General features: G+C 35.2%; 20 protein-coding genes. All 20 read left to right on the top strand.

Annotation, left to right across the window (positions count from 1 at the left end):
• Positions 1–35 precede the first annotated feature (35 nt).
• The 20 genes from rocF (at position 36) to MHH81_RS19255 (ending at position 24958) form a co-directional block, all read left to right on the top strand.
• On the top strand, positions 36–941 hold the full coding sequence (gene rocF, locus MHH81_RS19345) for an arginase (RefSeq protein ID WP_340924540.1): 906 nt from the start codon (positions 36–38) through the stop codon (positions 939–941).
• A 196-nt stretch (positions 942–1137) separates the two neighbouring features.
• A complete protein-coding gene (sigW, locus tag MHH81_RS19340) occupies positions 1138–1710 on the top strand; it encodes an RNA polymerase sigma factor SigW (protein WP_340924537.1) in 573 nt (190 codons plus the stop codon).
• A gap of 15 nt (positions 1711–1725) precedes the next feature.
• Positions 1726–2355: a zf-HC2 domain-containing protein gene (locus MHH81_RS19335; protein WP_340924535.1), complete on the top strand. Its 630-nt coding sequence runs from the start codon at positions 1726–1728 to the stop codon at positions 2353–2355.
• Between the two features lie 115 nt (positions 2356–2470).
• Positions 2471–3307 carry a diadenylate cyclase CdaA gene (gene cdaA / locus MHH81_RS19330; protein ID WP_340924533.1) on the top strand — a complete coding sequence of 279 codons (837 nt, stop codon included), beginning with the start codon at positions 2471–2473 and terminating at the stop codon, positions 3305–3307.
• Entirely contained in the window at positions 3300–4577 is a 1278-nt protein-coding gene (locus MHH81_RS19325) for a CdaR family protein (protein WP_340924531.1), read from the top strand. Before cdaA ends, MHH81_RS19325 begins: the two co-directional genes overlap by 8 nt.
• A gap of 37 nt (positions 4578–4614) precedes the next feature.
• Complete coding sequence (gene glmM / locus MHH81_RS19320) at positions 4615–5967, top strand: phosphoglucosamine mutase (protein ID WP_340924529.1); 1353 nt, start codon at positions 4615–4617, stop codon at positions 5965–5967.
• A 367-nt stretch (positions 5968–6334) separates the two neighbouring features.
• Positions 6335–6847, top strand: a complete 513-nt coding sequence (locus tag MHH81_RS19315) for a type 1 glutamine amidotransferase domain-containing protein (RefSeq protein ID WP_340924526.1) — start codon at positions 6335–6337, stop codon at positions 6845–6847.
• A 205-nt stretch (positions 6848–7052) separates the two neighbouring features.
• Entirely contained in the window at positions 7053–8657 is a 1605-nt protein-coding gene (locus tag MHH81_RS19310; protein WP_340924523.1) for a gamma-glutamyltransferase family protein, read from the top strand.
• A gap of 456 nt (positions 8658–9113) precedes the next feature.
• Positions 9114–10916, top strand: a complete 1803-nt coding sequence (glmS, locus tag MHH81_RS19305; RefSeq protein WP_340924519.1) for a glutamine--fructose-6-phosphate transaminase (isomerizing) — start codon at positions 9114–9116, stop codon at positions 10914–10916.
• A gap of 200 nt (positions 10917–11116) precedes the next feature.
• Positions 11117–12562, top strand: a complete 1446-nt coding sequence (locus tag MHH81_RS19300; protein ID WP_340924517.1) for an ApeA N-terminal domain 1-containing protein — start codon at positions 11117–11119, stop codon at positions 12560–12562.
• A 204-nt stretch (positions 12563–12766) separates the two neighbouring features.
• The gene (locus tag MHH81_RS19295; RefSeq protein WP_340924515.1) at positions 12767–13408 is read left to right on the top strand and encodes a TnsA endonuclease N-terminal domain-containing protein; all 642 of its coding nucleotides are present in this window, start codon (positions 12767–12769) and stop codon (positions 13406–13408) included.
• Complete coding sequence (locus MHH81_RS19290; protein ID WP_340924513.1) at positions 13405–15531, top strand: Mu transposase C-terminal domain-containing protein; 2127 nt, start codon at positions 13405–13407, stop codon at positions 15529–15531. Before MHH81_RS19295 ends, MHH81_RS19290 begins: the two co-directional genes overlap by 4 nt.
• Before the next feature lie 17 nt (positions 15532–15548).
• The gene (locus tag MHH81_RS21420) at positions 15549–16292 is read left to right on the top strand and encodes an ATP-binding protein (RefSeq protein WP_445678111.1); all 744 of its coding nucleotides are present in this window, start codon (positions 15549–15551) and stop codon (positions 16290–16292) included.
• Positions 16246–17235, top strand: a complete 990-nt coding sequence (locus MHH81_RS21415; protein WP_445678110.1) for an AAA family ATPase — start codon at positions 16246–16248, stop codon at positions 17233–17235. The genes MHH81_RS21420 and MHH81_RS21415 overlap by 47 nt, the downstream gene beginning before the upstream one ends.
• A gap of 69 nt (positions 17236–17304) precedes the next feature.
• A complete protein-coding gene (locus MHH81_RS19280) occupies positions 17305–17544 on the top strand; it encodes a hypothetical protein (protein ID WP_340924511.1) in 240 nt (79 codons plus the stop codon).
• Positions 17545–17644: 100 nt separating this feature from the next.
• On the top strand, positions 17645–19507 hold the full coding sequence (locus MHH81_RS19275) for a TnsD family transposase (protein WP_340924509.1): 1863 nt from the start codon (positions 17645–17647) through the stop codon (positions 19505–19507).
• Positions 19488–20618 carry a hypothetical protein gene (locus tag MHH81_RS19270; RefSeq protein WP_340924508.1) on the top strand — a complete coding sequence of 377 codons (1131 nt, stop codon included), beginning with the start codon at positions 19488–19490 and terminating at the stop codon, positions 20616–20618. The genes MHH81_RS19275 and MHH81_RS19270 overlap by 20 nt, the downstream gene beginning before the upstream one ends.
• Positions 20619–20624: 6 nt before the next feature.
• Positions 20625–21026: a Tn7-like element transposition protein TnsE gene (locus MHH81_RS19265; RefSeq protein ID WP_340924506.1), complete on the top strand. Its 402-nt coding sequence runs from the start codon at positions 20625–20627 to the stop codon at positions 21024–21026.
• Positions 21027–21233: 207 nt separating this feature from the next.
• Positions 21234–22664, top strand: a complete 1431-nt coding sequence (locus MHH81_RS19260) for an Eco57I restriction-modification methylase domain-containing protein (RefSeq protein ID WP_340924504.1) — start codon at positions 21234–21236, stop codon at positions 22662–22664.
• Complete coding sequence (locus tag MHH81_RS19255; protein ID WP_340924502.1) at positions 22664–24958, top strand: ATP-binding protein; 2295 nt, start codon at positions 22664–22666, stop codon at positions 24956–24958. The genes MHH81_RS19260 and MHH81_RS19255 overlap by 1 nt, the downstream gene beginning before the upstream one ends.
• The last annotated feature ends 5 nt before the right edge of the window (positions 24959–24963 follow it).

Genomic DNA, 24963 nt, shown 5'->3' with positions numbered 1-24963 from the left:
TACAATAGATGTATGAACTGAAAGGGGTAATAATAATGAATAAGTTAAATCTATCTATTATTGGAGTACCAATGGACCTTGGACAAAATAGACGTGGCGTTGATATGGGGCCAAGCGCCATCCGTTATGCAGGGGTAGTCGAACGTCTAAAAGATCTTGGTCATTCTGTGAAAGATGAAGGCGATATTCCGATAAGTCATACTAGAAAAGAACAATCTCCTAATACCCATTTACGTAACTTAGAAGAAGTTATTGAGGGGAATGCTGCATTAGCAAATAAAGTGCACGAAGTTTTAGTAGAAGGGCAATTCCCACTAGTACTTGGTGGCGATCATAGTATTGCTATTGGGACACTTGCTGGTCTTGCGGATCGCTTCAAGAACCTTGGTGTTATTTGGTATGATGCACATGCGGATTTAAATACTGCGGAAACTTCTCCATCAGGAAATATACATGGGATGCCGCTTGCAATAAGTATCGGATTAGGTCATGAAGATTTAGTAAACATTCGTAATTATTCTCCAAAAGTTAAACCAGAAAATATCGTAATCATTGGTGCGCGTTCTGTGGATCCAGGAGAGCGAGAATTAATTAAAGAAAAAGGCATCAAAGTCTTTTCCATGCATGAAATCGATAAGCTTGGGATGACAGAAGTGATGAACCAAACGATTGCGTATTTTCAAGAACGCGAAGTAGATGGTGTACATCTTTCTTTAGACTTGGATGGAATAGACCCACTTTATACACCAGGTGTCGGCACTCCTGTCCCAGGAGGCATCAGCTATCGCGAAAGTCATTTAGCAATGGAAATGCTGTACTCGTCCAATCTCATTACATCTGCTGAATTTGTAGAAGTAAACCCAATATTAGATGAAAAAAATAAAACAGCAGATGTTGCAGTTGCTCTTATGGGCTCTTTGTTTGGGGAAAGTTTAGTTTAAAGCCACTTACTTTTGAATATAAATTTTGTTTTTAATCTAGAAGCAGACACTTGTCTGCTTTTTCTTTTTTTTATTATCAACACAGAGTTCCAAATTTTTGATAAAATTGAAATAATGAATACATAAAAAATGAAACCTGTTGAAGCCTTTATCCGTATAGGTAAAGACAGCCGCATGGAGCGGAGGGGAAATCACGATGGATGCGTTAGTGAACAAACGAATAAAACAAGTGTTAAAAGGCGATAAAGACGCATTCGCGGAGATTGTCGACCTGTATCAACATAGACTATTTCAAGTGTGTTATCGCATGCTAGGAAATCGTCATGAGGCAGAAGATATATCGCAGGAAGCATTTGTGCGAGCCTTTATAAACATACACACGTTTGATCAGAAAAGAAAATTCTCAACTTGGCTGTACAGAATCGCGACGAATTTATGCATCGACCGTATTCGTAAAAAAAAGCCTGATCTTTATTTAGACGCAGAGGTAAAGGGTACTGAGGGTCTAGATATGTACTCACAAATAGCTGCTGCAGAAGAACTTCCTGAAGAAGAACTGATGAAGCTCGAATTGCAGGATCGAATTCAATATGAGATAAGTCGACTTCCTGATAAATATAGATCGGCCATCGTACTGAAATATATGGAGGAATTATCTTTACAAGAAATAAGTGAGATATTAGAATTACCACTTGGAACAGTAAAAACAAGAATTCATAGAGGTCGAGAAGCGCTTAGAAAACAATTAAGCAAACAACCGAATTTTTAATAGGAGGGAATCACGATGAATGCGTGTCCAGAACGAATTGTTCACTTTATGCATGAATATTTAGATGGCGAAATTAGCCGTGAACATGAGCTGGAACTTAAATCTCATTTGCAATCATGCGTGGATTGTCAGAAACATATGCATGAGCTAAGCGATGTAGTTGCTTTTATCAAAGGAGCAGCTCATATAGAGGCACCAAATGCCTTCACTCATTCAGTAATGGCGAGACTTCCGAAAGAAAAGTCCCACGCTGGTGTTAGCAGATGGTTGCGTCATCATCCAGTTCTTACTGCAGCAGCATTATTCTTCTTGTTTATGAGTAGTGCGCTTTTTACCAATTTTAATGATGAGCAGCAATTTTCTTTTACCAAGCAAGCAAACGTCATCGTCGAGGGTGAAACAGTTATTGTTCCCGAAGGACAAGTCGTAAAAGGTGATCTTGTTGTGAAAAATGGAAATGTTAGGATTGACGGAGAATTAGATGGAAATTTAACGATCATTAACGGATCAAAGTATATGGCTTCTACAGCTGTTATTACGGGAAAAACGGAAGAGATTAACAAAGTATTTGACTGGCTTTGGTTCCAGATAAAAGATGGCGCTAAAGAGGTCATGTCATTTTTCGATAAGGAAGAATCGAAATAAGAAGAAGTCTATCCGGAACTTTGGATAGACTTTTTTCGTCCCAAAAGGTAGAGAATTCCGTAACTGTGTTATACTTACTGTATATGGATTCGTGATGAAAAGTGGGGGATGCCACATGTCGTTTATGGAGCAATTTTCAGACTTAATGCCAGTAAACGTTATTGTAAACATTTTGGATGTTCTATTTGTCTGGTTTGTTATTTATAAAATTATAACCCTTATTAAAGGAACAAAAGCTGTTCAATTATTAAAAGGGATATTTGTCATTGTCATTGCTCGTGTCGTGACTGACTTTTTAGGCTTAAATACGCTTGGTTGGATGTTAGAGCAAGTTATTAATTTTGGATTTTTAGCAATCATTATTATTTTCCAACCTGAAATTAGAAGAGCACTGGAACAAATAGGTAGGGGTAAACTATTCTCGAGAAGCTCGATGCAAGTAGAAGAAGAGCAAAGCCGTTTAATAGAGGCCATGACTAAATCCGTCAGCTATATGGCGAAACGCAGAATTGGAGCACTAATCTCTATTGAAAGAGAAACCGGTTTAACAGAATATATTGAAACAGGAATACAATTAAATGCACACCTTACTTCGGAATTAATGATTAACATTTTTATTCCAAATACACCACTACATGATGGTGCAGTAATTGTTCAAAAAAATAATATTACTTCGGCAGGATGTTATTTACCATTATCTGAAAGTCCCTTTATCTCCAAGGAGCTAGGAACGAGGCATCGGGCTGCAATAGGTTTAAGCGAAGTGACAGACGCTATTACAATTGTCGTATCGGAAGAAACCGGAGCAGTCAGCTTAACATCTAATGGGGACCTCCATCGAAATTTATCCATGGAAGAATTTAAGGTTCACTTAAAACGTCTTTGGTTTGGACCAACGGAGGAACAAGTAACTTCTTCTAAATGGTTGTGGAGGGGGAAACAAAATGGATAAAATGATGGATAATCCATGGTTTTTGCGAATAATTGCACTTACTTTAGCCATATTGCTGTTTGTTTCTGTAAAATCTGAAATGGAAAAAGATAACATGAATACAAGTGGCACAACAGTAGATGTTCTTCGTGATGTGCCAGTGGAAGTATATTATGATGATGATAGTTTAGTCGTAACAGGTGTACCCGAGACTGTAAATGTAAATATAGAAGGACCTTCACCACTTGTCTTGTCTTCAAAGGTGATGAAAGACTATAAAGTGTTTGTAGATCTTAGGGATTTATCCATTGGGAAACATCGGGTTGCTGTATCCAATGAGAATTTTTCTGAAAAGCTAAAGGTACGTACGGATCCGCTCTATGTAGATGTAGTCATAGAAGAACGTATTTCGGAAGAGTTTAATGTAGAGATAGATATGAATGAGGGCTTATTAGCAGAGAATTACGTGGTAAAATCCTATGACGTTGAACCTAAAAAAGTAACGATTACAGGAGCAAAGAGTATCATTGAAAGCATAGACTATGTAAAAGCTACGATTGTGGGAGATCAAGGGATCAGTAAGTCCTTTGAACAAGATGCAAACGTTCGAGTTCTTGATGCTGATTTAAATAAATTAGATGTATCGGTCGAACCGAAAACTGTCCAAGTAAAAGTGAAGGTTGAAGAATATAGCAAAGACGTTCCAGTAGTCCTCTTAAAACAAGGTACACCTAAAGAAGGTGTAACGATTAATGGTTTATCAACTAATGTGGAAACGGTACGTTTGTATGGACCTCGTCCAGTGTTAGATAAAATAGAGCAGTTAAATGTAGATGTAGATGTAAGTAAAATAGAAGATGCGGGTAGTTTTGATGTGAAGTTAGTAGTTCCTGAAGGTGTAACGAAATTATCGTTAGATAAGATTAAAATTATAGGAGATGTCATACCGGCTCCTCCTCCACCTGAACAACAGGGAGAAGAAGAAGAAGAAAAAGATGTAACTTCTGGTGTGACAGAGAAATCATTTGAGCAAGTGACAATAGCTGTAAAGGGTCTGCCGGAGCAGTTACAAAGTAATTTTAATACGCCTGTAGATGGAGTTATCTCTGTTGTAGCAAAAGGGACACCCGAAGCTTTAGAAAATGTCCAGTCTGACAATTTTTCAGTATACGTAGATGCTCAAAATTCAGAAGTTGGAGAAGTAGCTCTCCCTATTCAAATTGATGGCCCAGCTGGTGTAGAATGGGTAACATCTGAAACAGAGGCAAAACTAACGATAAAAGAAGCTTAATACACAGGATAACAGGTAGTTAAGGAGAGAAGATTAAATGGGAAAATATTTTGGGACAGATGGCGTTAGAGGAGTAGCAAATTCAGAGTTAACACCAGAGCTTGCGTTTAAATTAGGTCGTATTGGCGGTTATATTTTAACAAGAGAAGCTAAAGAACGCGCAAAAGTATTAATAGGCCGTGATACACGCGTATCAGGCCATATGCTAGAAGGAGCACTTGTTGCAGGTCTTTTATCAGTTGGAGTAGAAGTAATGCGTTTAGGTGTTATTAGCACACCTGGTGTTGCTTATTTAACAAGAGTGATGAGTGCAGAGGCAGGAGTAATGATCTCAGCTTCTCATAATCCAGTAGCAGATAACGGAATTAAATTTTTCGGAGCTGATGGATTTAAGCTTTCAGATGAGCAGGAGTTAGAAATAGAACAATTAATTGATGCTGAAGTGGATGAGCTTCCACGTCCTACTGGTGAAGGTGTAGGGTCGGTGTCTGATTACTTTGAAGGCGGACAGAAATACATTCAATATTTGAAGCAAACAATTGACGAAGAGTTCATAGGAATTCATGTTGCATTAGATTGTGCAAATGGATCAACTTCTTCCCTTGGAACACATGTATTCGCTGATTTAGATGCTGATTTATCAACAATGGGTTCATCTCCAAATGGCTTGAATATTAATGAAGGCGTTGGATCTACACATCCAGAAGGCTTAGCGAAATTCGTTTTAGAAAAAGGAGCAGATGTAGGTCTTGCCTTTGACGGAGATGGTGATCGTCTAATTGCAGTAGATGAAAAAGGCCAAATTGTAGATGGCGATCAAATTATGTATATATGTGCAAAATATTTAAATACGAACGGTCGTTTAAATAAAAATACAGTAGTGTCCACTGTCATGAGTAATATGGGCTTTTATAAAGCATTAGAAGCACATAACATGACAAGTGTGAAAACGGCAGTAGGAGATCGTTACGTGGTAGAAGAAATGAAAAAGAATGGCTATAACCTAGGTGGGGAACAGTCCGGACATATCGTATTCTTAGACTACAATACAACAGGCGACGGTTTATTAACTGGTTTACAACTCGTGAATATCATGAAAGTAACAGGAAAAAAACTTTCAGAGCTGGCATCTGAGATGACAATTTATCCTCAAAAGCTAGTAAATGTACGCGTGACTGATAAGCATGCAGTTACTGAAAATGAAAAAGTAGCAGCTATTATAAATGAAGTAGAATCCGAAATGGCTGGCAATGGTCGCATACTTGTGCGTCCTTCTGGCACAGAACCTCTTGTACGAGTAATGGTAGAAGCAGCGTCTGCAGAAGACTGCGAAACCTACGTAAATCGTATTGTAGAAGTAGTAAATGCTGAAATGGGCTTAGCAGAATAAATAATACGGAAATCCGGCATATTGCCGGATTTTTTTATTTGGAGGGTTTGTTAAATGATCATGCTGTTATGGACGAAAATCCTCTCGCTTGCCGCGGACGAACTGTCAAGCCTCCTCAGGGCAACAGGCTGTTGGTCAGGAATCCGTTGCCACATGGATGTGGCGAACCTATGCCCGCTTGGGGGTCTTTGCAGTCCGTTTTTCCACAGGAGTCTCGCGGATTTTCGTCACAAAATTTATTCTTCTAAAAAACAACAGCCTAATTTAACAGAGCCTATTTGAACAAAGTTTCTGCACTCTTTTTTATGTTTATTCTACTTCGATAAGTGGAATAGTATGAAAGAACAAACAGATAAGGAGTGAGTAAATGGCTAAAGTAGCAACATTAATCACAAATATGTTTGAGGACGTGGAATACACAAGCCCTGCACAAGCATTAAACGATGCTGGACATGAAGTATTTATTATTGAAAAAGAAGCAGGAAAAGAAGTGACAGGTAAACATGGGGAAGCTAATTTGAAGGTAGACTATGGAATAGATGATGTAAAGCCAGAAGACTTTGACGCATTATTTATACCTGGAGGATTTTCACCAGACATTCTACGTGCCGATGATCGATTTGTTCAATTTGCTAAATCATTTATGGATGCAAAGAAACCGGTTTTTGCAATCTGTCATGGACCCCAATTACTGATTACAGCTAAGACATTAAAAGGTCGAGATGCAACTGGTTATAAGTCTATTCAAGTGGACCTAGAAAATGCAGGAGCAAATTTTCATGATGAAGAAGTATTCGTTTGCCAAAATCAGCTTGTAACAAGCCGTACACCGGATGACCTCCCTGCTTTTAATAGAGAAATCGTAAAACTGCTTGGCTAATAGTAAATTGACAAAGCACCTTCCATTAATCGAAGGTGCTTTTATTATGGTGAATTTTAGAATTTTGTCTTGGTTATTGAAGCTAATTAATGCTGTTCCCTTTACATTTATATGAATATTCTATATTTTTAATATAATTAAAAATATACTGTTTTACACGACAAAAATATAGAATGCTAGGGTTAAAAATAAAAGGGGGGTCAACATGGATTATTTATATCACCCATTTCCAGCTAAAAGGCATACCGTTTTTGCCAAGAAAGGGATGGTTGCAACATCACAACCACTTGCAGCGCAAGCTGGATTAGAAATTTTAAGAAATGGTGGAAATGCGATCGATGCAGCAATCGCAACAGCAGCAGCACTTACAGTTGTAGAACCTACTTCGAATGGGATAGGGGGAGATGCCTTTGCATTAATTTGGACAAAAGATAAGATTCATGGGTTAAATGCATCGGGTCCAGCGCCTCAGTCTATTTCAGCAGAAGAACTTAGAACAAAAGGGTATGAGAAAATGCCTATGCACGGGGTTATTCCAGTTACAGTACCCGGGGTACCAGCAGCGTGGGCTGCATTGTCAGAGAAATTTGGAAAGTTACCACTTAAAGAGGTACTCCTTCCAGCTATTCGCTATGCAGAAGAAGGATATCCGTTAACACCTATACTAGGGAAGTATTGGAAGTTGGCTTACCATAAGTTTAAGACTTCATTTACGTCGGAAGAATTTACATCCTGGTTTGAAACTTTTGCTCCGAATGGAAAAGTACCAGAGGTTGGCGAGATGTGGAATTCTCCATGTCATGCCAAAACGCTTCGAACAATTGGAGAATCAAATGCAAGAGACTTTTATGAAGGAAAAATAGCGGATCAAATAGATACGTTCATGAAAAAACACGGTGGATACTTATCAAAAAGTGATTTGTTGTCCTACAAACCTCAATGGGTAGAGCCCATTTCTGTAAATTATCGAGGCTATGATGTATGGGAAATCCCTCCTAATGGTCAAGGGATGGTGGCGCTAATGGCACTTAATGTGTATAAGAATCTTGAAAAGCCTAAGTGGCAATGTGCGGATACCATTCATCAACAAATCGAGGCGATGAAAGTAGCATTTATGGATGGCCAAGCGTTTATTACGGAGCCAGAAGAAATGCCTATCAGTGTAGAGTATTTATTATCCGAAGAATATGCTAAGAAAAGATCGATCACTATTAAAGATGAGGCTAGTAATCCTGAACCATATGATTTACCTAAAGGTGGCACAGTATATTTAGCTGCAGCGGATGAAGAAGGAAATATGATATCTTATATCCAAAGTAATTATATGGGGTTCGGCTCTGGTATTGTCATTCCCGATACAGGTATAGCATTACAGAACAGAGGCCATGATTTTTCTTTAGATGAATCCCATCCGAATGTCTTAAAACCAGGTAAAAGAACGTACCATACCATCATTCCGGGTTTCTTATCCAAGGATGGAAAAGCGGTAGGACCGTTTGGGGTAATGGGGGGATATATGCAACCACAAGGCCATTTCCAAGTAGTTACTAATACAGTAGATTTCTTATTAAATCCTCAAGCGACACTAGACATGCCGCGCTGGCATTGGTTGAAAGGAAAAACGGTTCAGGTAGAACCAGAGTTCCCGAACTATCTCGTACAAAGTTTAGTGAGGAAAGGGCATACCATTCAAGTAACAACGGATGGTGGTAGTTTTGGACGTGGTCAGATTATTTGGAGAAACGCTGAAACAGGAGTTCTCCAAGGTGGTACTGAATCTCGTACGGATGGAGCAATAGCAGCTTGGTAATAACAAAATATATTTTGCGTTATCTATGGGGAGATAGACGTATGAAGAAGAGGCTCTAATTTAGGTCTCTTCTATATTTATGTCTCTAGCCCCAAGGCGTAAAATTGACTTGAATATACTGAGAGTATATAATTAATAAGTTGCTTAATAGTCTTTGAGTAAGCAACCGCGTAGAAATGGAGGGAAAGAAAACGCGTTAAAACAAGGAAAACAATTAAAGCGCCAGAGCTGAAGAAATTGGACGGAAATGTATCTTCAGCAGACGAGGTGGAGGTTATCGATTATTCGGCGGATGCCTCCCGACCGTAATATGCCCGGTTGTAATTCTTTTCCATAAACTATTCGAGCGATCGAATGACAAAGGGAAAAGAAGGCATTCTTAGCTTAATGAGCTACTGCACTTTAAGTGTAGAGAGCTTATTTTGACTTGAATGTATATAAATGGAGGAATAGATTATGTGTGGAATTGTAGGATATATTGGTGAGTTAGATGCAAAGGAAATTCTATTAAAAGGTTTAGAGAAATTAGAGTACCGTGGATACGATTCAGCGGGAATCGCTGTACTGAATGAAGATGGTGTAGTAGTTTTCAAAGAAAAAGGTCGTGTTGCTGATTTACGTGACGTAGTAGACGAAGACGTAGATGCAAAACTAGGGATTGGTCATACTCGTTGGGCAACACATGGTGTTCCAAACCAGTTAAATGCGCACCCGCATCAAAGTACAACACAACGCTATACACTTGTGCATAATGGTGTAATTGAAAACTACCACCTAATGAAAAAGGCATATTTAGCTCATGTAGAAATGGCTTCTGATACAGATACAGAAGTAATTGTACAGCTTATCGAAAAATTTGCTAATGATGGTTTATCGACTGTCGATGCACTTAGAAAAACATTGCATCTTATTCACGGATCATATGCACTAGCATTAATTGATAAAGAAGATGAAAATACAATTTATGTAGCAAAAAATAAATCACCACTTCTTGTAGGACTTGGTGAAGGCTTTAACGTAGTGGCATCAGATGCAATGGCGATGCTACAAGTAACAGAACAATATGTAGAGCTTCATGATCAAGAAATTGTGATCGTGCATAAAGATTCTGTAGAAATTCAAAAGCTTGATGGAACAAAAGTAGAACGTGCTCCATACAAAGCAGAGCTAGATATGAGTGATATTGAAAAAGGAACATATCCTCACTACATGCTAAAAGAAATGGATGAGCAGCCAGCTGTAATCCGTAAAATAATTCAAGCGTACCAAAACGAACAAGGTGAGCTTACAATAGATCCAGCTATTTTAAAGGCACTACATGAAGCAGATCGTCTATATATTATTGCTGCAGGAACTAGTTATCATGCGGGTCTAATTGGAAAAGAATACTTTGAGAAAATTGCAGGTATTCCAGTGGAAGTGCATATTTCGAGTGAATTCGGATACAACATGCCACTTCTGTCTGCAAAACCATTATTTATGTTCATTACACAATCAGGTGAAACTGCAGATAGCAGACAAGTACTAGTGAAAATAAAAGAAAAAGGTTACCCAACGCTTACAATGACAAACGTACCTGGGTCTACTCTTTCTCGTGAAGCAGATCATACTTTGTTACTTCATGCAGGTCCTGAAATCGCAGTTGCATCAACAAAAGCGTATGTTGCACAAGTGGCAGTACTAATGGTGACGGCTTCTGTGTACGCGCAATCGCAAGGCAAATCATTAGATTTTGAAGTTGTGAAAGAACTAGGTATTGTAGCAAATGCAGTACAAACAATTGTAGATTCCAAGGAAGAAATGGAACAAATTGCAAAAGAATTCCTAGCAACAACAAGAAATGCATTCTTCATCGGACGCAATATCGACTTCTATGTAAGTTTAGAAGGTGCATTAAAACTAAAAGAAATCTCTTATATCCAAGCAGAAGGATTTGCTGGTGGGGAGTTAAAACACGGTACAATCGCACTTATTGAGGACGGTACACCAATTTTCGCTCTTGCCACTCAACAAGCGGTTAGCCTAAACATTCGTGGTAACGTAAAAGAAGTAGTAGCACGTGGCGCAAACCCATGCATTATCGCAATGGAAGGTTTCCAAGAAGAAGGAGACCGCTTTGTACTTCCAAAAGTACACGATCTATTCGCACCACTAGTAGCAGTAATCCCATTACAGCTGATCAGCTACTACGCAGCATTGCATAGAGACTGTGACGTTGACAAACCAAGAAACTTAGCGAAGTCAGTTACGGTTGAATAAGTAAAAAAGATGCGATGCTTCACCTGTGGATTTGAAATAAAGATTGATAATTTATAACAAAGTTCGATAATTTCTAAAAAAGATTGATAATTTATAATAAAGATTGATAAGAAATGACCTCTTAGGATAATATATCCTTAAGAGGTTTTTTTATTTTTCAGATAATTATTGGAGTGAAAATTCGGCAAGGGGGATTTGAATTGTCTAAAGATAATGGGATACAGTATGGTAAATGGAAGGTAATGGGCTGTGATACATGGCTAAATGGCATACTTGAAATTAATCATAAAGAAAAGATATATTTACTGAAGCTCTATAGTGAAGAAGCCATCGAACTACCGTACTTCTCATCGGTTGTATATGGTAAAACACATAAGGGAACATCTTTTACATTGGTTGATTGTAGTGTAGGGCAGAGTGTTTCAATGTCTTTTGGAAATAATTATTCTAATCGCTATGAAATTATTATTAGAAGTAGATATGTATTGGAAGACGTTTTATTTAAAAAATCCGAAGATATACTTGTTACAGAGGTTTATTTTAAACTGAGTAACATGGATATATGGGCACATCAAGAAGCTATTGAGATAGAATTTGATAAAGAAAAAGGACATTTAATCACAGCAAAAACTCTCAAAAATATTGACTGTAAACATGAAGATTTTCTGTTCAGCGTAGTTTATTATGTTGAACCAGATTACGGGTCCCAGTATTCCCATGAATTTAAAATAAATACAGTTTGTCAATTTAAATTAGAATTCAATAAGCCTACCCCCTTAGAAAACACTCTAAATATAATTAATCAAGTAAGAGATTTCCTTACACTCTGTACATCAAATCGTACTTACATTGAAAAAGTTATTGCTTCTCCAATACTTGACGATCAAGCTGAATTTACTTTGCCCTTTGTGGTTTATGGACCTGGCATTGAAATTGGGACATTAGAAAATATACCTAAATTGAGATTTGTAGACATTACTATAAGACTTGATAAAATAGTTAACAATTTTGAGAGGTGTATGCAAAACTGGTTCTCTAAAAATGAACTTTTACTGCCTGTAATTGAATTATATATAGGGATTAACTATCAACGAACATCAAATGAAAGACACTTTTTAAATGCAGTTCAAGCATTGGAAGCGTATCATCGTCTGACTAGAAAAAATGAGGTGCTACCTAAAATTGAACATAAGGTGAAAATAAAAAGTATTATTTCGTCAGTACCTGAAGAGGATAGAGCGTGGTTACAAGGTAAATTGAATTTTTCTAACGAACCTTCTTTACATGAACGTTTAGACGATTTATTGCGACCAGTGAAAGACACCTCTCATCCAAACTATAGTCGATCATATGATTTATTTAAACCTCAAGGTATCAACTTTGAAGATTTAATAAAGGATATAAAGAATACTAGAAACTATAATACTCATTTTGATGAAAAGTTGAAAAACAAAGCAGTAAAAGGTGATGAACTACTTCAATTAACAACGCTCTTAATAATAATGATTGAATATTATTTAATGACAGAGCTAGAGCTAAATGAAGACTTAGTTTTAGATATAACCAATGATAAGGTTATGAAAATATCTAATCATCGTTCGTATCTTAAAGCTCTTCATAACACAACTATGAATAGAAAGAGGTGATACCCTATCGCAAAACGTAAACGCTCATCTTCAACTGAAAAGAAACTTAAAGACGGTCGTGGACAAGGTGTCGAAATAGATTATAAACCATGGTTAGCTATTCAGGATGTATCTTCACTTGGACGTTCAACACGCCTTAAGGGCATTAAAATAAAAAGGCAGTATGAATTTCTTTCAGACTTAGAAAGAAACTACTTTTATTTATTGGAATATTCTGATTCTATAATTGATATACGTGAGCAGTATCCCCTACTCCCTATAGAAGAAACGTTACTAATTGCAAAAGAATTAGGGATTAAACACCCTAGAGATCCAAGGACACAAGAACCTGTAGTAATGACAACAGATTTTATTGTTTCGGTATTGAAAGATGGGCAGCATGTTGATGTAGCACGAACACTCAAGTATAAAGATGATTTAGTTAATGAGCGATTGTTAGAGAAATTTGAAATTGAGCGTGTTTATTGGGAACGGCAAGGTGTTAATTGGGGTATTGTAACTGAAAATGAAGTTCCTAAGACAATAGCGACAAATATAGCATTTGTGCATGGCTATGCAGATTTAAGTTATATAGAAGACTTCCAAGATATTAAGGAATCGGAGTTAGACGAGTTCAGTGTATATCTGATAGGTAATCTTCTGTCCGAGGAAATGACAGTTCGGGAGTGTGCGCAGCAAATCGAAATGGTGTACGGATTATCGGCTGGTTGTGGGCTTACATTGTTCAAACATCTCATCATCACCAAAGCGATTGAAATTAACTTAAAAGATAAGTTGGATGTGAATCAAATAATTTCAATAAAAGCAGTTAGAACTGACTTTTCGGAGAAGGTGACGGCAATATGATTTTTTATAACCAAGTGTATCAGTACGTCAATAAAGAAGAAAAAAATCGTTTGCGAGTTATAGAAATTGACAATTCAATAGCTTACTACGTAGAACTACATTGTGGTGATACGGCAATGCCTAAGCGAATTGATATAGGCACTCTTGAAGCTGAAGTACAAGCAGAAGTATTATTAGCTATTCCAGATCCGTATGTCAAAAGTTACTCAGATGGTGATTTAACCAAAAAGCAAATTGAAAAGCGTGATGAAGATTGGGCAGTTGTTTCGAGTGGCTGGGCGAATCATAAGGATGCACTGTTAGAGAAGAAGACTCGTGAGGGGGCATTTTTAGAAATAACAAAAAATTCGAATGTAAGTAAATTAAAAGTAAAACGTGCATTCACTCGCTTTTGGCAACGTGGTTTAAATAAGAATGCATTGTTGCCAGACTACATGTACTCTGGTGGAAAAGGCAAGGAGCGTGACCTTTCTAACTCAAAAGTAGGTCGTCCAAGAAAATATGCTCTATCTGATTATGGTCAGCAAGGCATTAACATCACTGAAGAAGTAAAAACGCAATTTGCCTATGTTATTAAGAAATACTATCGTAAGAAAGAACAAATTACATTGGCAGAGACATATGATCACCTTCTGCGGGAATTTTATTCAGAAAAATACTACGAAAATAATACAGTTAAGCATAAGGTATGGGATTCTTCTAAAATACCCACTTATAATCAGTTTTATTATTGGTTTAAGAAACACGAAGATCCAAAATTAGATATTACTTTACGTAAGAGTGCTAAAGAGTTTGATTTAAAACATCGTCCAATTTTAAGTAATTCTACTCAAGAAACAGATGGTCCAGGTACTCGTTTTCAAATTGATGCAACGATTGCTGATATTTACCTAGTAAGCTCATTTGATCGATCATTAATTATTGGTCGCCCTATTGTCTATGGCATTATAGATGTTTACTCAAGAATGATTACAGGTATCTATGTGGGTCTTGAAGGACCATCTTGGATTGGTGCGATGATGGCGTTAGATAACATGATAATTAATAAAGTCGAATACTGTGAGCAATTTGATATTAACATCAAGAGTAGTCAATGGCCTGCTAATCATTTGCCGGAAATCATTATTGCGGACCGTGGTGAGTTTGAAGGCTATTCGGTAGAAAATCTAATTAATAACTTAAATATCAAGATTGAAAATACCTCCGCATATCGAGGTGACTTAAAAGGTATAATTGAGCGTCAATTCCGTACGATAAATGGCAAAATTAAACGTAAGACACCAGGATCAATTCAAAAGGAATTTCGTGAACGAGGAGATAGAGATTATCGTTTAGATGCTAGTTTGAGTATAAGGGAATTCACAAAAGTGGTGATCCATTTAGTACTGCAGCATAACCAAAAATTCATTGAAAAATATCCACTTGAAAAAGGTATGATCACAAGCGGTTTAACAGCTACACCTATTAACTTGTGGGAATGGGGCATTGCAAATAAAAAAGGTCGTTTGCAAATTGTAACGGATAATAATGTATTTAGATTAAATTTATTACCGAAAGGAAAGGCACGAATTACACGTGCTGGACTTAAGTTTAAGGGATTATTTTATGGCTCAGAAAAAGCGATAAATGAACAGTGGTACGTGAAGTTAAAAAGTTCAAGTATTGAAGTATTATATGACCCCCGTGAAATGAATCAAATCTATATACCACACGCTGACGGTAGAAATTTTGATTCTTGCTATTTATTAGACACTAGCTTGGAATATAAAAGCGATACGTTAGAAGAAATAGGGTTCTATCGGGAACTTCTCCAAGAGGTAAAAGCTGAAGAACAGGCTAAGCAAAGAGAAAACACTATTAATGCAGATTTAGCGATTGAGGAAATTGTAAAAAAAGCCATGAAAGAGAAAAAGCAAACTGTATCGCAAACACTCAATAAAGCAGAAAAATTACGAGATATAAGAGTTAATCGAAAAGTAGAGAAAGCGTTAAACCGAGAAGATGAAAAGTTTGATTTAGTTAATAAACCAAATGACCTACGAGCAGATGTAATAGATTTTGCAACGAAAGAAAAAATCAACGACATACCTACCAAAAAAATCAAGCTCACGCCTTATGGATAAACTAAAGAAGAAGCGAGATGAGGAGTTTGGAAAGAAATAACGACATTGTTGTTTTAAAAGGTGATTTTGAAAAAGCGAGCTATAAAAAACAAGATCTATGCGAATACGATAATAATCCGTTTATTGAAGCCCTTCCTCCTATCTTTGATGAAGATGATGTACTTAGTCGTTTTCTAGTAACACCAAATATTAGTAGACAAGATAAACTAAGTGAACCAAATATTCGTTACCATATGTTAAAGCGAGTGAAAAACTTCATTCAGCCTTTACCTGTTCATTTTGAAGTGGAACGAAGATTATCTACATTAATTAGAAGAGGGTATTTAGCTAGAAATCCTTTAGATAAAACTTTCTTTGAACGTATTAGGGTATTACATGAACTAAGGGAAGCAGAAGAACCTTCTCTAAAGAATATAGATGAGAGATTGAATTATATTCGCTCTACAGCCGATAGCCTATCTATTATTGGAATATCAGGTATTGGGAAAACAACTGCAATTGAACGATTACTTTTGATGTATCCTCAAGTCATTAAACATGAGGAATATGCTCAACAGCCTTTTAATCGCACGCAAATTGTTTGGCTTAAAATCGATTGTCCTTATGATGGTAGTCTATCTACACTATGTAAAAGCTTCTTTAAAGCTACTTGGGACACGCTATTTAGAAAAATTCGGATACTTAAATCGCGTTACTTCCACAATGCTTTTGCATATGACATCACTAGCAAGTATGTATGGGATTGGTGTACTAGTTATTGATGAAATTCAGCACTTACTCCATTCCAAAAATGACCAAGAAGAAATGTTGAATTTCTTTGTAACACTCTCAAATACGGTAGGTATTCCGACAGTATTAATCGGTACTTCTAAAGCGCAAAAGCTGTTTAAAGGAAACTTTAGACAAGCGAGACGTGCTGCAAGTGATGGAGCAGTTATTTGGGATCGTATGGCTGAAGAAAGCGAGGAATGGCAGTTTTTTTTAGAAACACTTTGGGAGTTGCAGTGTTTGAAAACACATTCTGAACTTACGGAAGACGTTAAAAAAGCGTTTTACTATGAATGCCAAGGTGTTACGGCTATTGCTGTAAACTTATTTATTTTAGCTCAAGAAAGAGCATTATTTGATGAGAATAATACAGATGAAATCATAACACCGCAAGTGTTGAAAAAGACTGCTAAAGAAGATATGCAAACGATTCAACCAATGATTAAAGCTATTCGTACTAATAATTTAGCCGATATGATGAAATATGAAGACATCATGATTAACTTAGATGAAGTGATGATTAATCATAAACGAAATACTGAGATTACAGGGCGAATTCAGGAGGCATTTAAAGAACGGCAAAATACTATTGAGTATAAACGTCAAGATATGATTGAAAATTTAAGCGTTGAAGTAGCGGCACTTGGTATTTTTGATATCTTAAACATTACTGAAATAAAAAAGTTAGTGACGAAATTAGTCGAGAAAAGTCCGTTAGATACAGATATTAATCTACTTAAATCAGATGCTATCCAGCAGTCTATTTCGTTAAATCAACAAAAAAAAGAGCAGAAAAATAAGGCCAAAGTGCAAAGAGCGGAGATTTTGCCATTACTAGCATTAAGAAAACGAGCATTAGAAAAGAAACAGCACCCATATGAATTGTTAAAAGCAAAGGGTTATATTAAAAATCCGTTGGAAGAATTCTATTATTAGTAATCGTACAGATATATATTTAACCAACATCGAGCGTTAAAATCATTTTAGAGAAAGTGAGGGGAAAATATGCGAGAAAACTATTCTATGAATCAAGGGACTTTTGATTTCATCTTGGAGTATGAAAAGTCTGTGTCTCCGGGAGAGCAAGTTATTGTTGATGAGTTAGTTAAACTATTTGAACAAAGTCGTCATTATAATGAAATTATTAGAACGTATGTAAAGCCACCGAATAGCTCAATGTGGTATGCGCTAAAACGTAGTGAAAAATGGAAACGTGTAAAACCAGGGGTTTATAAAAAAGTATAGATATCTAACATGTTTGTAGTAAGAGAATAGCTATTGTCTAAAAACCTAGTTATATCGACATTATAAAAATATGTCGAGTTATAACTAGGAGGCAATTAAGATGCTATCATTTTTTACAGAACCATATTCAGATGAATTAATTTATTCTGCAATTGCCCGTTATCATTTCTATAGTGGAAATATTGATTGCAAGGATACGCTAGAAGAAGTGTTTCAAAGTCGTAATGTGATTCCGAGTGTAGAGATTGGTAGCCATTTTAATACATTGGCTCAACAAATGGGTGCGCATTATTCAGTAGCCAGTTTATTAGCCAAGCATACAATTTATCCATTCTATGCTCCTTTTCTCTCTAAAAAGAGGCAACAAGAAGTTTTTCGGGATGTGCAAGGTGACGGTAAAGCATTATATACAAGGCTAGGGTTTGTGGCAGGCAGCATTTGTAAGAAGAATGGGCTTTACTACTGTCCCAAATGCGCTAAGTCTGATCTTGAGCGATACGGAGAGCCATATATTCATCGTGAACATCAACTACAAGGAATTGATATATGCGCACATCATGAGCTACGTTTAAAGAAGTATCCAGTTGATTTTTCAATGCAAAGTAGAATTGAATTTGTTCGATTTGATGCGAAACGAATGAACTTTTCAGTATTGCAAGAAGTGGAATCATACGAGTATTTCGAGATTCAAATTCAATTAGCAAAGATGGCGTACCAGTTGTTGCATATAACAGCGTTTTCAAGAGAAATTATTAATCAAAAATATCGTAGCCTACTAAGAGAACGTAATTTAGTCACTGTGTTCAATCGTGTAAGACAAGCTGAGTTGTATCAAACTTTTCATTCAAAGTTTCCAAAAGAATTATTAGAAAAATACGAATCCGCAATTAATGTTGCGGATGAATATAACTGGTTAAAAGTTATAACACGTAATTCAATACGTCATGTACATCCGATTCGACACCTACTCTTCTTCTACTATTTAGACCTAGATGTACCACAACTAATCTTAGTGAAAGAAAACCAAGGTCCATTTGGGAAAGGTCCATGGCCTTGCTTAAATAAAGCAGCTATTCATTATAAGAAACATGTAATTTCAAGGGTAACTGTTACAAGAGATTTTAAATCAAATGCTTCTATAGGGACATTTAATTGTTCTTGCGGCTTTATTTACTCAAGAAAAGGTCCAGACAAGCTTGGTGAAGATCAATTCCGGATTGGGCGTATAAAAGCGTTTGGAGATGTCTGGGCAGATAAACTACGTACTTTAGCAAATGAGGGAGAACTAAGTACTAGAGGGATGGCTAAGATACTTGGCGTCGATTCTAAAACCGTTAAGAAGTATTTAAATGTACATGAAAAAGAAGGAGAAGTATTTAATATAAGCCATTCTTTATTGTTTAAGCAGTACCGAGAGCAACTAATTATAGGGATACAACAATATCGTGATTATACAAGAACACAAATCCGCAATAGTTTCCCGAAACAGTATATGTATTTGTATCGACATGATAAAGAATGGTTGTTTGAACAATTACCAAAGAACAGTAAGAACGGGATTCCTAATATGGTTGTTGATTGGTCGAAGCGTGATGATGAATATTATGAAAAAGTGAAGCAACTATACAAAGAACTGATTGTTTTAGAAAAGCCAATTAGAATTACTAATTCTCTTATTGGAAAACGTCTTGGAATATTAGCAAACCTAGATAAGCATATCGATAAAATTCCACGGACTAGAAAGCTATTAAATGATATTAAAGAGTCTACTCAACGGTTTCAAATTCGACGTTGCTGCAAGATTATAGATCGAATGTTACTGGAACAAGAACCAATTGAATTGTGGAAAGTGCAACGCCTTGGCGCAGTAAAGTCAAACCATTTTCATGAGATAAAGTCTGATTTGGAAGCGTATATACGGATGAAACAGGAAGTGAAAAATCATGAGCAAACACAAGGTTAAAATTGCATGGCCATTTACTGAAGGGGTAAAAGCACAATTAATATGGATAGGAGAACCTTTCCGTATGGAAAATAAAATGATGATTCATGCATATTTTCGTTCACGTGGATTCACCGAAAAAATACTTATGGACTGGGGGACGTTACCGTCCCTGGCAATTCAACATTTCTATAGCAATGGTGTGATTACAGCAAGCCAGCCACCTCAGGGTGTGAAAGAGGTAGATATGACTATTTATCCTAATGGAGTAAAATGTCATGAGAAACCTTGGAAGATTCAAGGAAGTAATGATCCTGCAACTTCTCGTAGTTTTGTCTTCTCCTTTGATGGTAAGAATATTATTTTGCCAGTCATTGAAGTGTTGCGTAGTATATTAGCTCCAAATGGCTTTCTTTTGTATCGTTTGTTTGAGTCTAATTCTTTTCCTCAGTTCTTCACTGAAGTATATGAACCAAATAAAGTGCATCTTAGCTTAACATCACAATATGAGTTGAAATACACGAAGTCAGCGTTTATTTATCAATTGGTGTGGCTGTTAACAAATCGAGATTTACGACAAGCATACGAAAGTATTGCATATACTTGGTTGCAAGGAAAGGCTTTGAAATTCGTATGGAATTTTACACAACCCATTACAGTTAAGGCTCGTGTAAAGGAGGTTAACAATACGTGGACTGTACTACAAATTGTTCATATGAAAAATAAGCATATTTCATATGAACATATTTCAATTTCACATCCAGAAATAAAAGACCAAGAAAAATCTGATGAGGCGAAGAAATACACTTATCGTTCTTTAAATAAAGATGGTAATGATGAGGGATTCACATTAGATGAACAAGTAGATGGCTCAACAGAAGACTTTGATCTTGTACAAATGAATCAGTTGAAACATGAATATACATCAGTACCTAGAATTAAACGTATTAAAAATAGTTCTGCAAAACAGCGAACGAGAGAGGATGAGAATACAAAGAAATACTATGGCAACAATGAATCTATTCGCTCTACTGCAGATACTGGCGGTCAACATTTAGCAAGAGGGTTAGAGCATCAAATGCTGCATGAAATCCAAGCACAAGGTGAGCTACAAGATTTTATTAATGTTTAAAAAATATTGGAACAGTATCCACAAGTGAAAGCGATTCGAGTATTTATTGATGAATTGACGGAAGGTTTAGGAGAACGTAAATTTACTAAGCTAAGCGATGGTATAACGAAAAGGCGTTATGTGATTGCAGAAGTTTTTCTTGCATTAGGGGAACGATTTAGTATTATCGAAGTTGAACGGGAAACTAAATCGCTATCGACACTTATGCTATTTTCATCCACTATTCGTATTTGGGAGCCTATTTATGAAAAATTACTCGAAAATCTTGTAAATGACAGTGGTACATGGGCAAGTAAGTCATTGGAAATGTTTGAGTATCAAGGTATCATAATAAAGAAATCGAAACATAATTCTAAAAGTATTTATGCGAAGGCACAAGTTTTATATGAAAAGTGGATTAAGTTTTGATTAACTCTAAAAGGAAAAGTATTCTGTTTTTACTTCCTCATTTACATAAAATGTTTATGCTATAATCAATTTTTCTTTTTGTTTCAGTATTAATTAGACTGAAGTATAATTTAAATAGGGAAAATTTAGTCCGTGACCGAATTAATTAGTGTATTTGCTATTAATAAGCAAATAAATAGAATTCTAAAGGATAAGGAGTGGATTTGAATGAATAAAAAATGTCAAGTATTTACTCCTGCTAATACAGTAATTGAAATGTTGGATAGGGTAGGATATTTATCAAACTTACACGGAAAAAAAGTCATTGAAAATGCTTGTGGCGATGGGAATATATTAAAGGAAATTGTTCGAAGATATATAGAAGTTAGTTTGCTTGAAAATATTTCTTTAGAAGAAATAAAACATGGATTAGAAGCAGACATATATGGGGCAGAGATAGATGAAGCTCATTTCCTAAATTGCTTAGAAAATTTAAACATGCTAGCTGCTAACTATGATATATACAATGTGTCTTGGAATATCTTAAATGTTGATATATTGAGAACAAAATTAGATATGAAGTTTGATTTTATTATTGGGAATCCACCCTATATTACTTATAGGGACTTAGATGAAGAGACTAGATTATTTGTAAAAGAAAATTATCAGTCTTGTATAAATGGGAAATTCGATTATTGCTATGCATTTATTGAAGCTAGTTTAAACAGTTTAAATGATACAGGAAAACTAGCGTATCTAATTCCAAGTAGTATTTTTAAAAATGTATTTGCTCAAAATTTAAGAAACATAATGTTGCCCTATTTGACAAAAATATATGATTATACAACACTAAAAATATTTAATAATGCATTAACTTCGTCTGCTATTTTGATCTTTGATAAAGGGAATATAAAGGATGAAATAAAGTATTTTGATATTCAAAATAATAAATCGAATATAATAATTAAAAAAAATCTTAATAAGAAATGGATATTTTCTCAACAAGTTGAATGTTCTTCCCACAAAATGTCTAAGTTCAGTGATTTTTTCACTGCTTCAATTAGTATTGCAACATTACTAAATGAAGCATTTGTTATTAGTGATTTTGAAGAAGATCTTGATTATGTTAACGTTGGAAACTTGAAAGTAGAAAAAACTTTACTGCGAGAAACAGCAAGTCCGCGTGGGTTAAATTACAACAAAAAAGAGTTGATAGTTTTTCCATATGTATATAAAGATGGAATGTTATGTAGATTTTCACTTGAGGAATTTGAAAATAACTTCCCGGAGGCAGTGAAATATCTAAAAACATTTAAACATAAATTAAAAAAAAGACAATCAGATAAAAATGTGCAATGGTATGAGTATGGAAGAACGCAAGCACTTGCGCATTTGAATCAAGATAAACTTTTAACATCTACTATTGTAACGAAAAAAGTGAAAGTATATGAACTACAGAAAGAATGTATTCCTTACTCAGGTATTTATATTGTATCTAAAGGAGATTTGAAAATAGACAAAGCGAAGGAAATTTTAGAAAGTGATTCTTTTTATCAATATGTGAGATCAATTGGGATTAATGCTAATGGTAGCTCATTAAGAATAACTCCAGGAGATATAAACAACTTTGAGTTTTTAAAACAGGAGGTGTTAAGTTAATGGAAAAAATGAAATATAAGATTTCATCACGTGCAACAATATTATTAGGCCGAGAAAGTGTTGCTAAAGTTGACGGGGCAATTATTGAATTGGTTAAAAATACATATGATGCAGATGCGACCATCTGTTTAATTTGCTTTGATATTGAAAATGACTGTATTTATATTTTAGATAACGGAGTTGGTATGACTAAGGAGATAATTGAAAATTATTGGATGATGATTGGAACTGACAATAAAAGAGAAAATTATAAATCAGTTAAGAATAGAATAAAGTCAGGTGAAAAGGGAATAGGTAGATTTGCATTGGATCGCTTGGGAAGTCAATGTGATATGTATACCAAAAATAATAAAGAAGGATTAATACTGTGGAGAAACGATTGGTCAAAGTTCGAAGAAAGAGGTAAAACGATTGATGAAATCGAAGCAGACTTTTCTTACATTAATAAATCCTTCAAAGATATTATTCCGTTCGAGATATTAACGAGCATTAGTGAGATAGGGGAAAAAGAAGAGGGAATAAATATAAATATTGAAACGGGGACTCTTTTAAAAATAAGTAATCTACGGGATGAATGGAAGGAAAAAGAAATCAATAATATTTTTAATTCATTAGGATTTCTAATACCTCCTAACGAGCAACGAGAATATATAATTTGTGCAAAAAAATCATTCTCGGATACTTATTTTATAATAGAGAACGAGATCTCAGAAGAATATGACTATAGAGTATCTGCGGAATTTAATGGTGAAGTATTTAAAGTTACTCTAAAAAGGAATGAATTTGATTTAAATCTCATGCCAAAAGAATTGTTTAAATTAGATGAGTTTAGTAAGTATCCGTATAGGTATGAGGACTTTGAAGACAAATCAATATATTATGAATTTACAGCAGCTGAGCTAATGCGTAATAAAGGTGAAACTTATTTGAATGCAATAAAAAAAATAGGTCCTTTTAAGATGGATTATACTTTTATGAAATTATCACTTTCTGAAGACGATAAAGAAAGTTTTTACTATAAGCAAATTAGCAAGAAACGAAGAATTTGGCTAGAACAACATAATGGAATAAAGATATATAGGGATAATTTTTTAGTTAGACCATATGGAGATTCTAACTCAGAATCCTTTGATTGGCTAGGTATAGATGCAAGACGGGCTAAAAATCCAGCTGCAGTGAGCCATCCTTCTGGCAATTGGCATGTCAGAAATACACAAGGACAAGGAACCGTCTTTATATCTAGAATAAATAATGATTGCATATTAGATAAGTCTAGTCGAGAGGGTATTATTGAAAATGAATATTTTAAATACTTTAAAGACGTAATAAAAAATATTATTTCAGTGTTTGAAAAAGATCGAGCTCATATAGCAAGGTCAATAAAAAAATATAAAGATATAATAAATGAGAAGAATAAAACTAAACAGACAGGTAAGGAAATAGCAGACAAAATTCTTAATAAAAAGGGCAATAGACAAGAAAAATATACTTCAGATCAAATGAAAACAGAGCGAACTGAACAGTCAGATAAAGTTGAAACACTAGCGAAAGCTGTGCAGTATTTCCAGGAGGAAAGGGAAGAATTAATTTCAGAGATCAAATTACTTAGGGAATTATCTACAAACGGACTTATTACGACATCGATAGTGCATGATTTAAAAAGTATAAACGCCATACTCGTCAATAGAGTAGATGCTTTAAAATTTGCTATTGATAGTAATAATGAAGTATTAATAAACCGCTGCTTACAAGATTTAAAGAAAAATGATATTTATCTTAACTCATGGATAACTGTTATAACAAATCAAAAGAAAGATAAAAGAAAGAGAGTGAAAAAAAATATTTATGAGACAATAAAAAATCTTATAAATGTTTTAGATCCTATTCTAGTTCAAAAAAATATTACAGTAAATATTCAAGATGATAATAAAGAGGTTTTTAAAAAGATATATGTTTCAGATTTTGAAAGTATAATCTATAATCTAATCATTAATTCAATTGAATCTTTTGAAAAGATAAGACTTGAGGAAAGAAATATTAATATTAAAATGGAAACAAATTCAGAATTTATTTTACACTATGAAGATAATGGGAGTGGATTATCGGATATATTTAAAAATCCATATGACATTTTCACCTATGGAGTAACTAGTAAGAATGATAGAAACGGAGAGCCAGTAGGGACTGGATTAGGCATGTACATAGTTGAATCAACACTCAGAGAATACAATGCAAAATATGAAATAACTAAGTATATTTCTGGTTTTGGTTTAGATTTAAAATTTTCAATATAGGAGGT

The organism is Psychrobacillus sp. FSL H8-0484, from assembly GCF_038005325.1.
Taxonomy (GTDB): domain Bacteria; phylum Bacillota; class Bacilli; order Bacillales_A; family Planococcaceae; genus Psychrobacillus.
The sequence above is the reverse complement of the archived record's forward strand: the minus strand, read 5'-3'. Positions and strand labels throughout refer to the sequence as shown.

Bases quoted from the DNA above. Each gene is read 5' to 3' on its own strand.
- glmM (WP_340924529.1), top strand. From the start codon at position 4,615: ATGGGAAAATATTTTGGGACAGATGGCGTTAGAGGAGTAGCAAATTCA.
- MHH81_RS21415 (WP_445678110.1), top strand. From the start codon at position 16,246: ATGACATCACTAGCAAGTATGTATGGGATTGGTGTACTAGTTATTGAT.
- MHH81_RS19290 (WP_340924513.1), top strand. From the start codon at position 13,405: ATGATTTTTTATAACCAAGTGTATCAGTACGTCAATAAAGAAGAAAAA.
- MHH81_RS19260 (WP_340924504.1), top strand. From the start codon at position 21,234: ATGAATAAAAAATGTCAAGTATTTACTCCTGCTAATACAGTAATTGAA.
- rocF (WP_340924540.1), top strand. From the start codon at position 36: ATGAATAAGTTAAATCTATCTATTATTGGAGTACCAATGGACCTTGGA.
- MHH81_RS21420 (WP_445678111.1), top strand. From the start codon at position 15,549: ATGAGGAGTTTGGAAAGAAATAACGACATTGTTGTTTTAAAAGGTGAT.
- MHH81_RS19280 (WP_340924511.1), top strand. From the start codon at position 17,305: ATGCGAGAAAACTATTCTATGAATCAAGGGACTTTTGATTTCATCTTG.
- cdaA (WP_340924533.1), top strand. From the start codon at position 2,471: ATGTCGTTTATGGAGCAATTTTCAGACTTAATGCCAGTAAACGTTATT.
- MHH81_RS19335 (WP_340924535.1), top strand. From the start codon at position 1,726: ATGAATGCGTGTCCAGAACGAATTGTTCACTTTATGCATGAATATTTA.
- MHH81_RS19270 (WP_340924508.1), top strand. From the start codon at position 19,488: ATGAGCAAACACAAGGTTAAAATTGCATGGCCATTTACTGAAGGGGTA.
- MHH81_RS19255 (WP_340924502.1), top strand. From the start codon at position 22,664: ATGGAAAAAATGAAATATAAGATTTCATCACGTGCAACAATATTATTA.
- MHH81_RS19275 (WP_340924509.1), top strand. From the start codon at position 17,645: ATGCTATCATTTTTTACAGAACCATATTCAGATGAATTAATTTATTCT.
- MHH81_RS19325 (WP_340924531.1), top strand. From the start codon at position 3,300: ATGGATAAAATGATGGATAATCCATGGTTTTTGCGAATAATTGCACTT.
- sigW (WP_340924537.1), top strand. From the start codon at position 1,138: ATGGATGCGTTAGTGAACAAACGAATAAAACAAGTGTTAAAAGGCGAT.
- MHH81_RS19310 (WP_340924523.1), top strand. From the start codon at position 7,053: ATGGATTATTTATATCACCCATTTCCAGCTAAAAGGCATACCGTTTTT.
- MHH81_RS19315 (WP_340924526.1), top strand. From the start codon at position 6,335: ATGGCTAAAGTAGCAACATTAATCACAAATATGTTTGAGGACGTGGAA.
- glmS (WP_340924519.1), top strand. From the start codon at position 9,114: ATGTGTGGAATTGTAGGATATATTGGTGAGTTAGATGCAAAGGAAATT.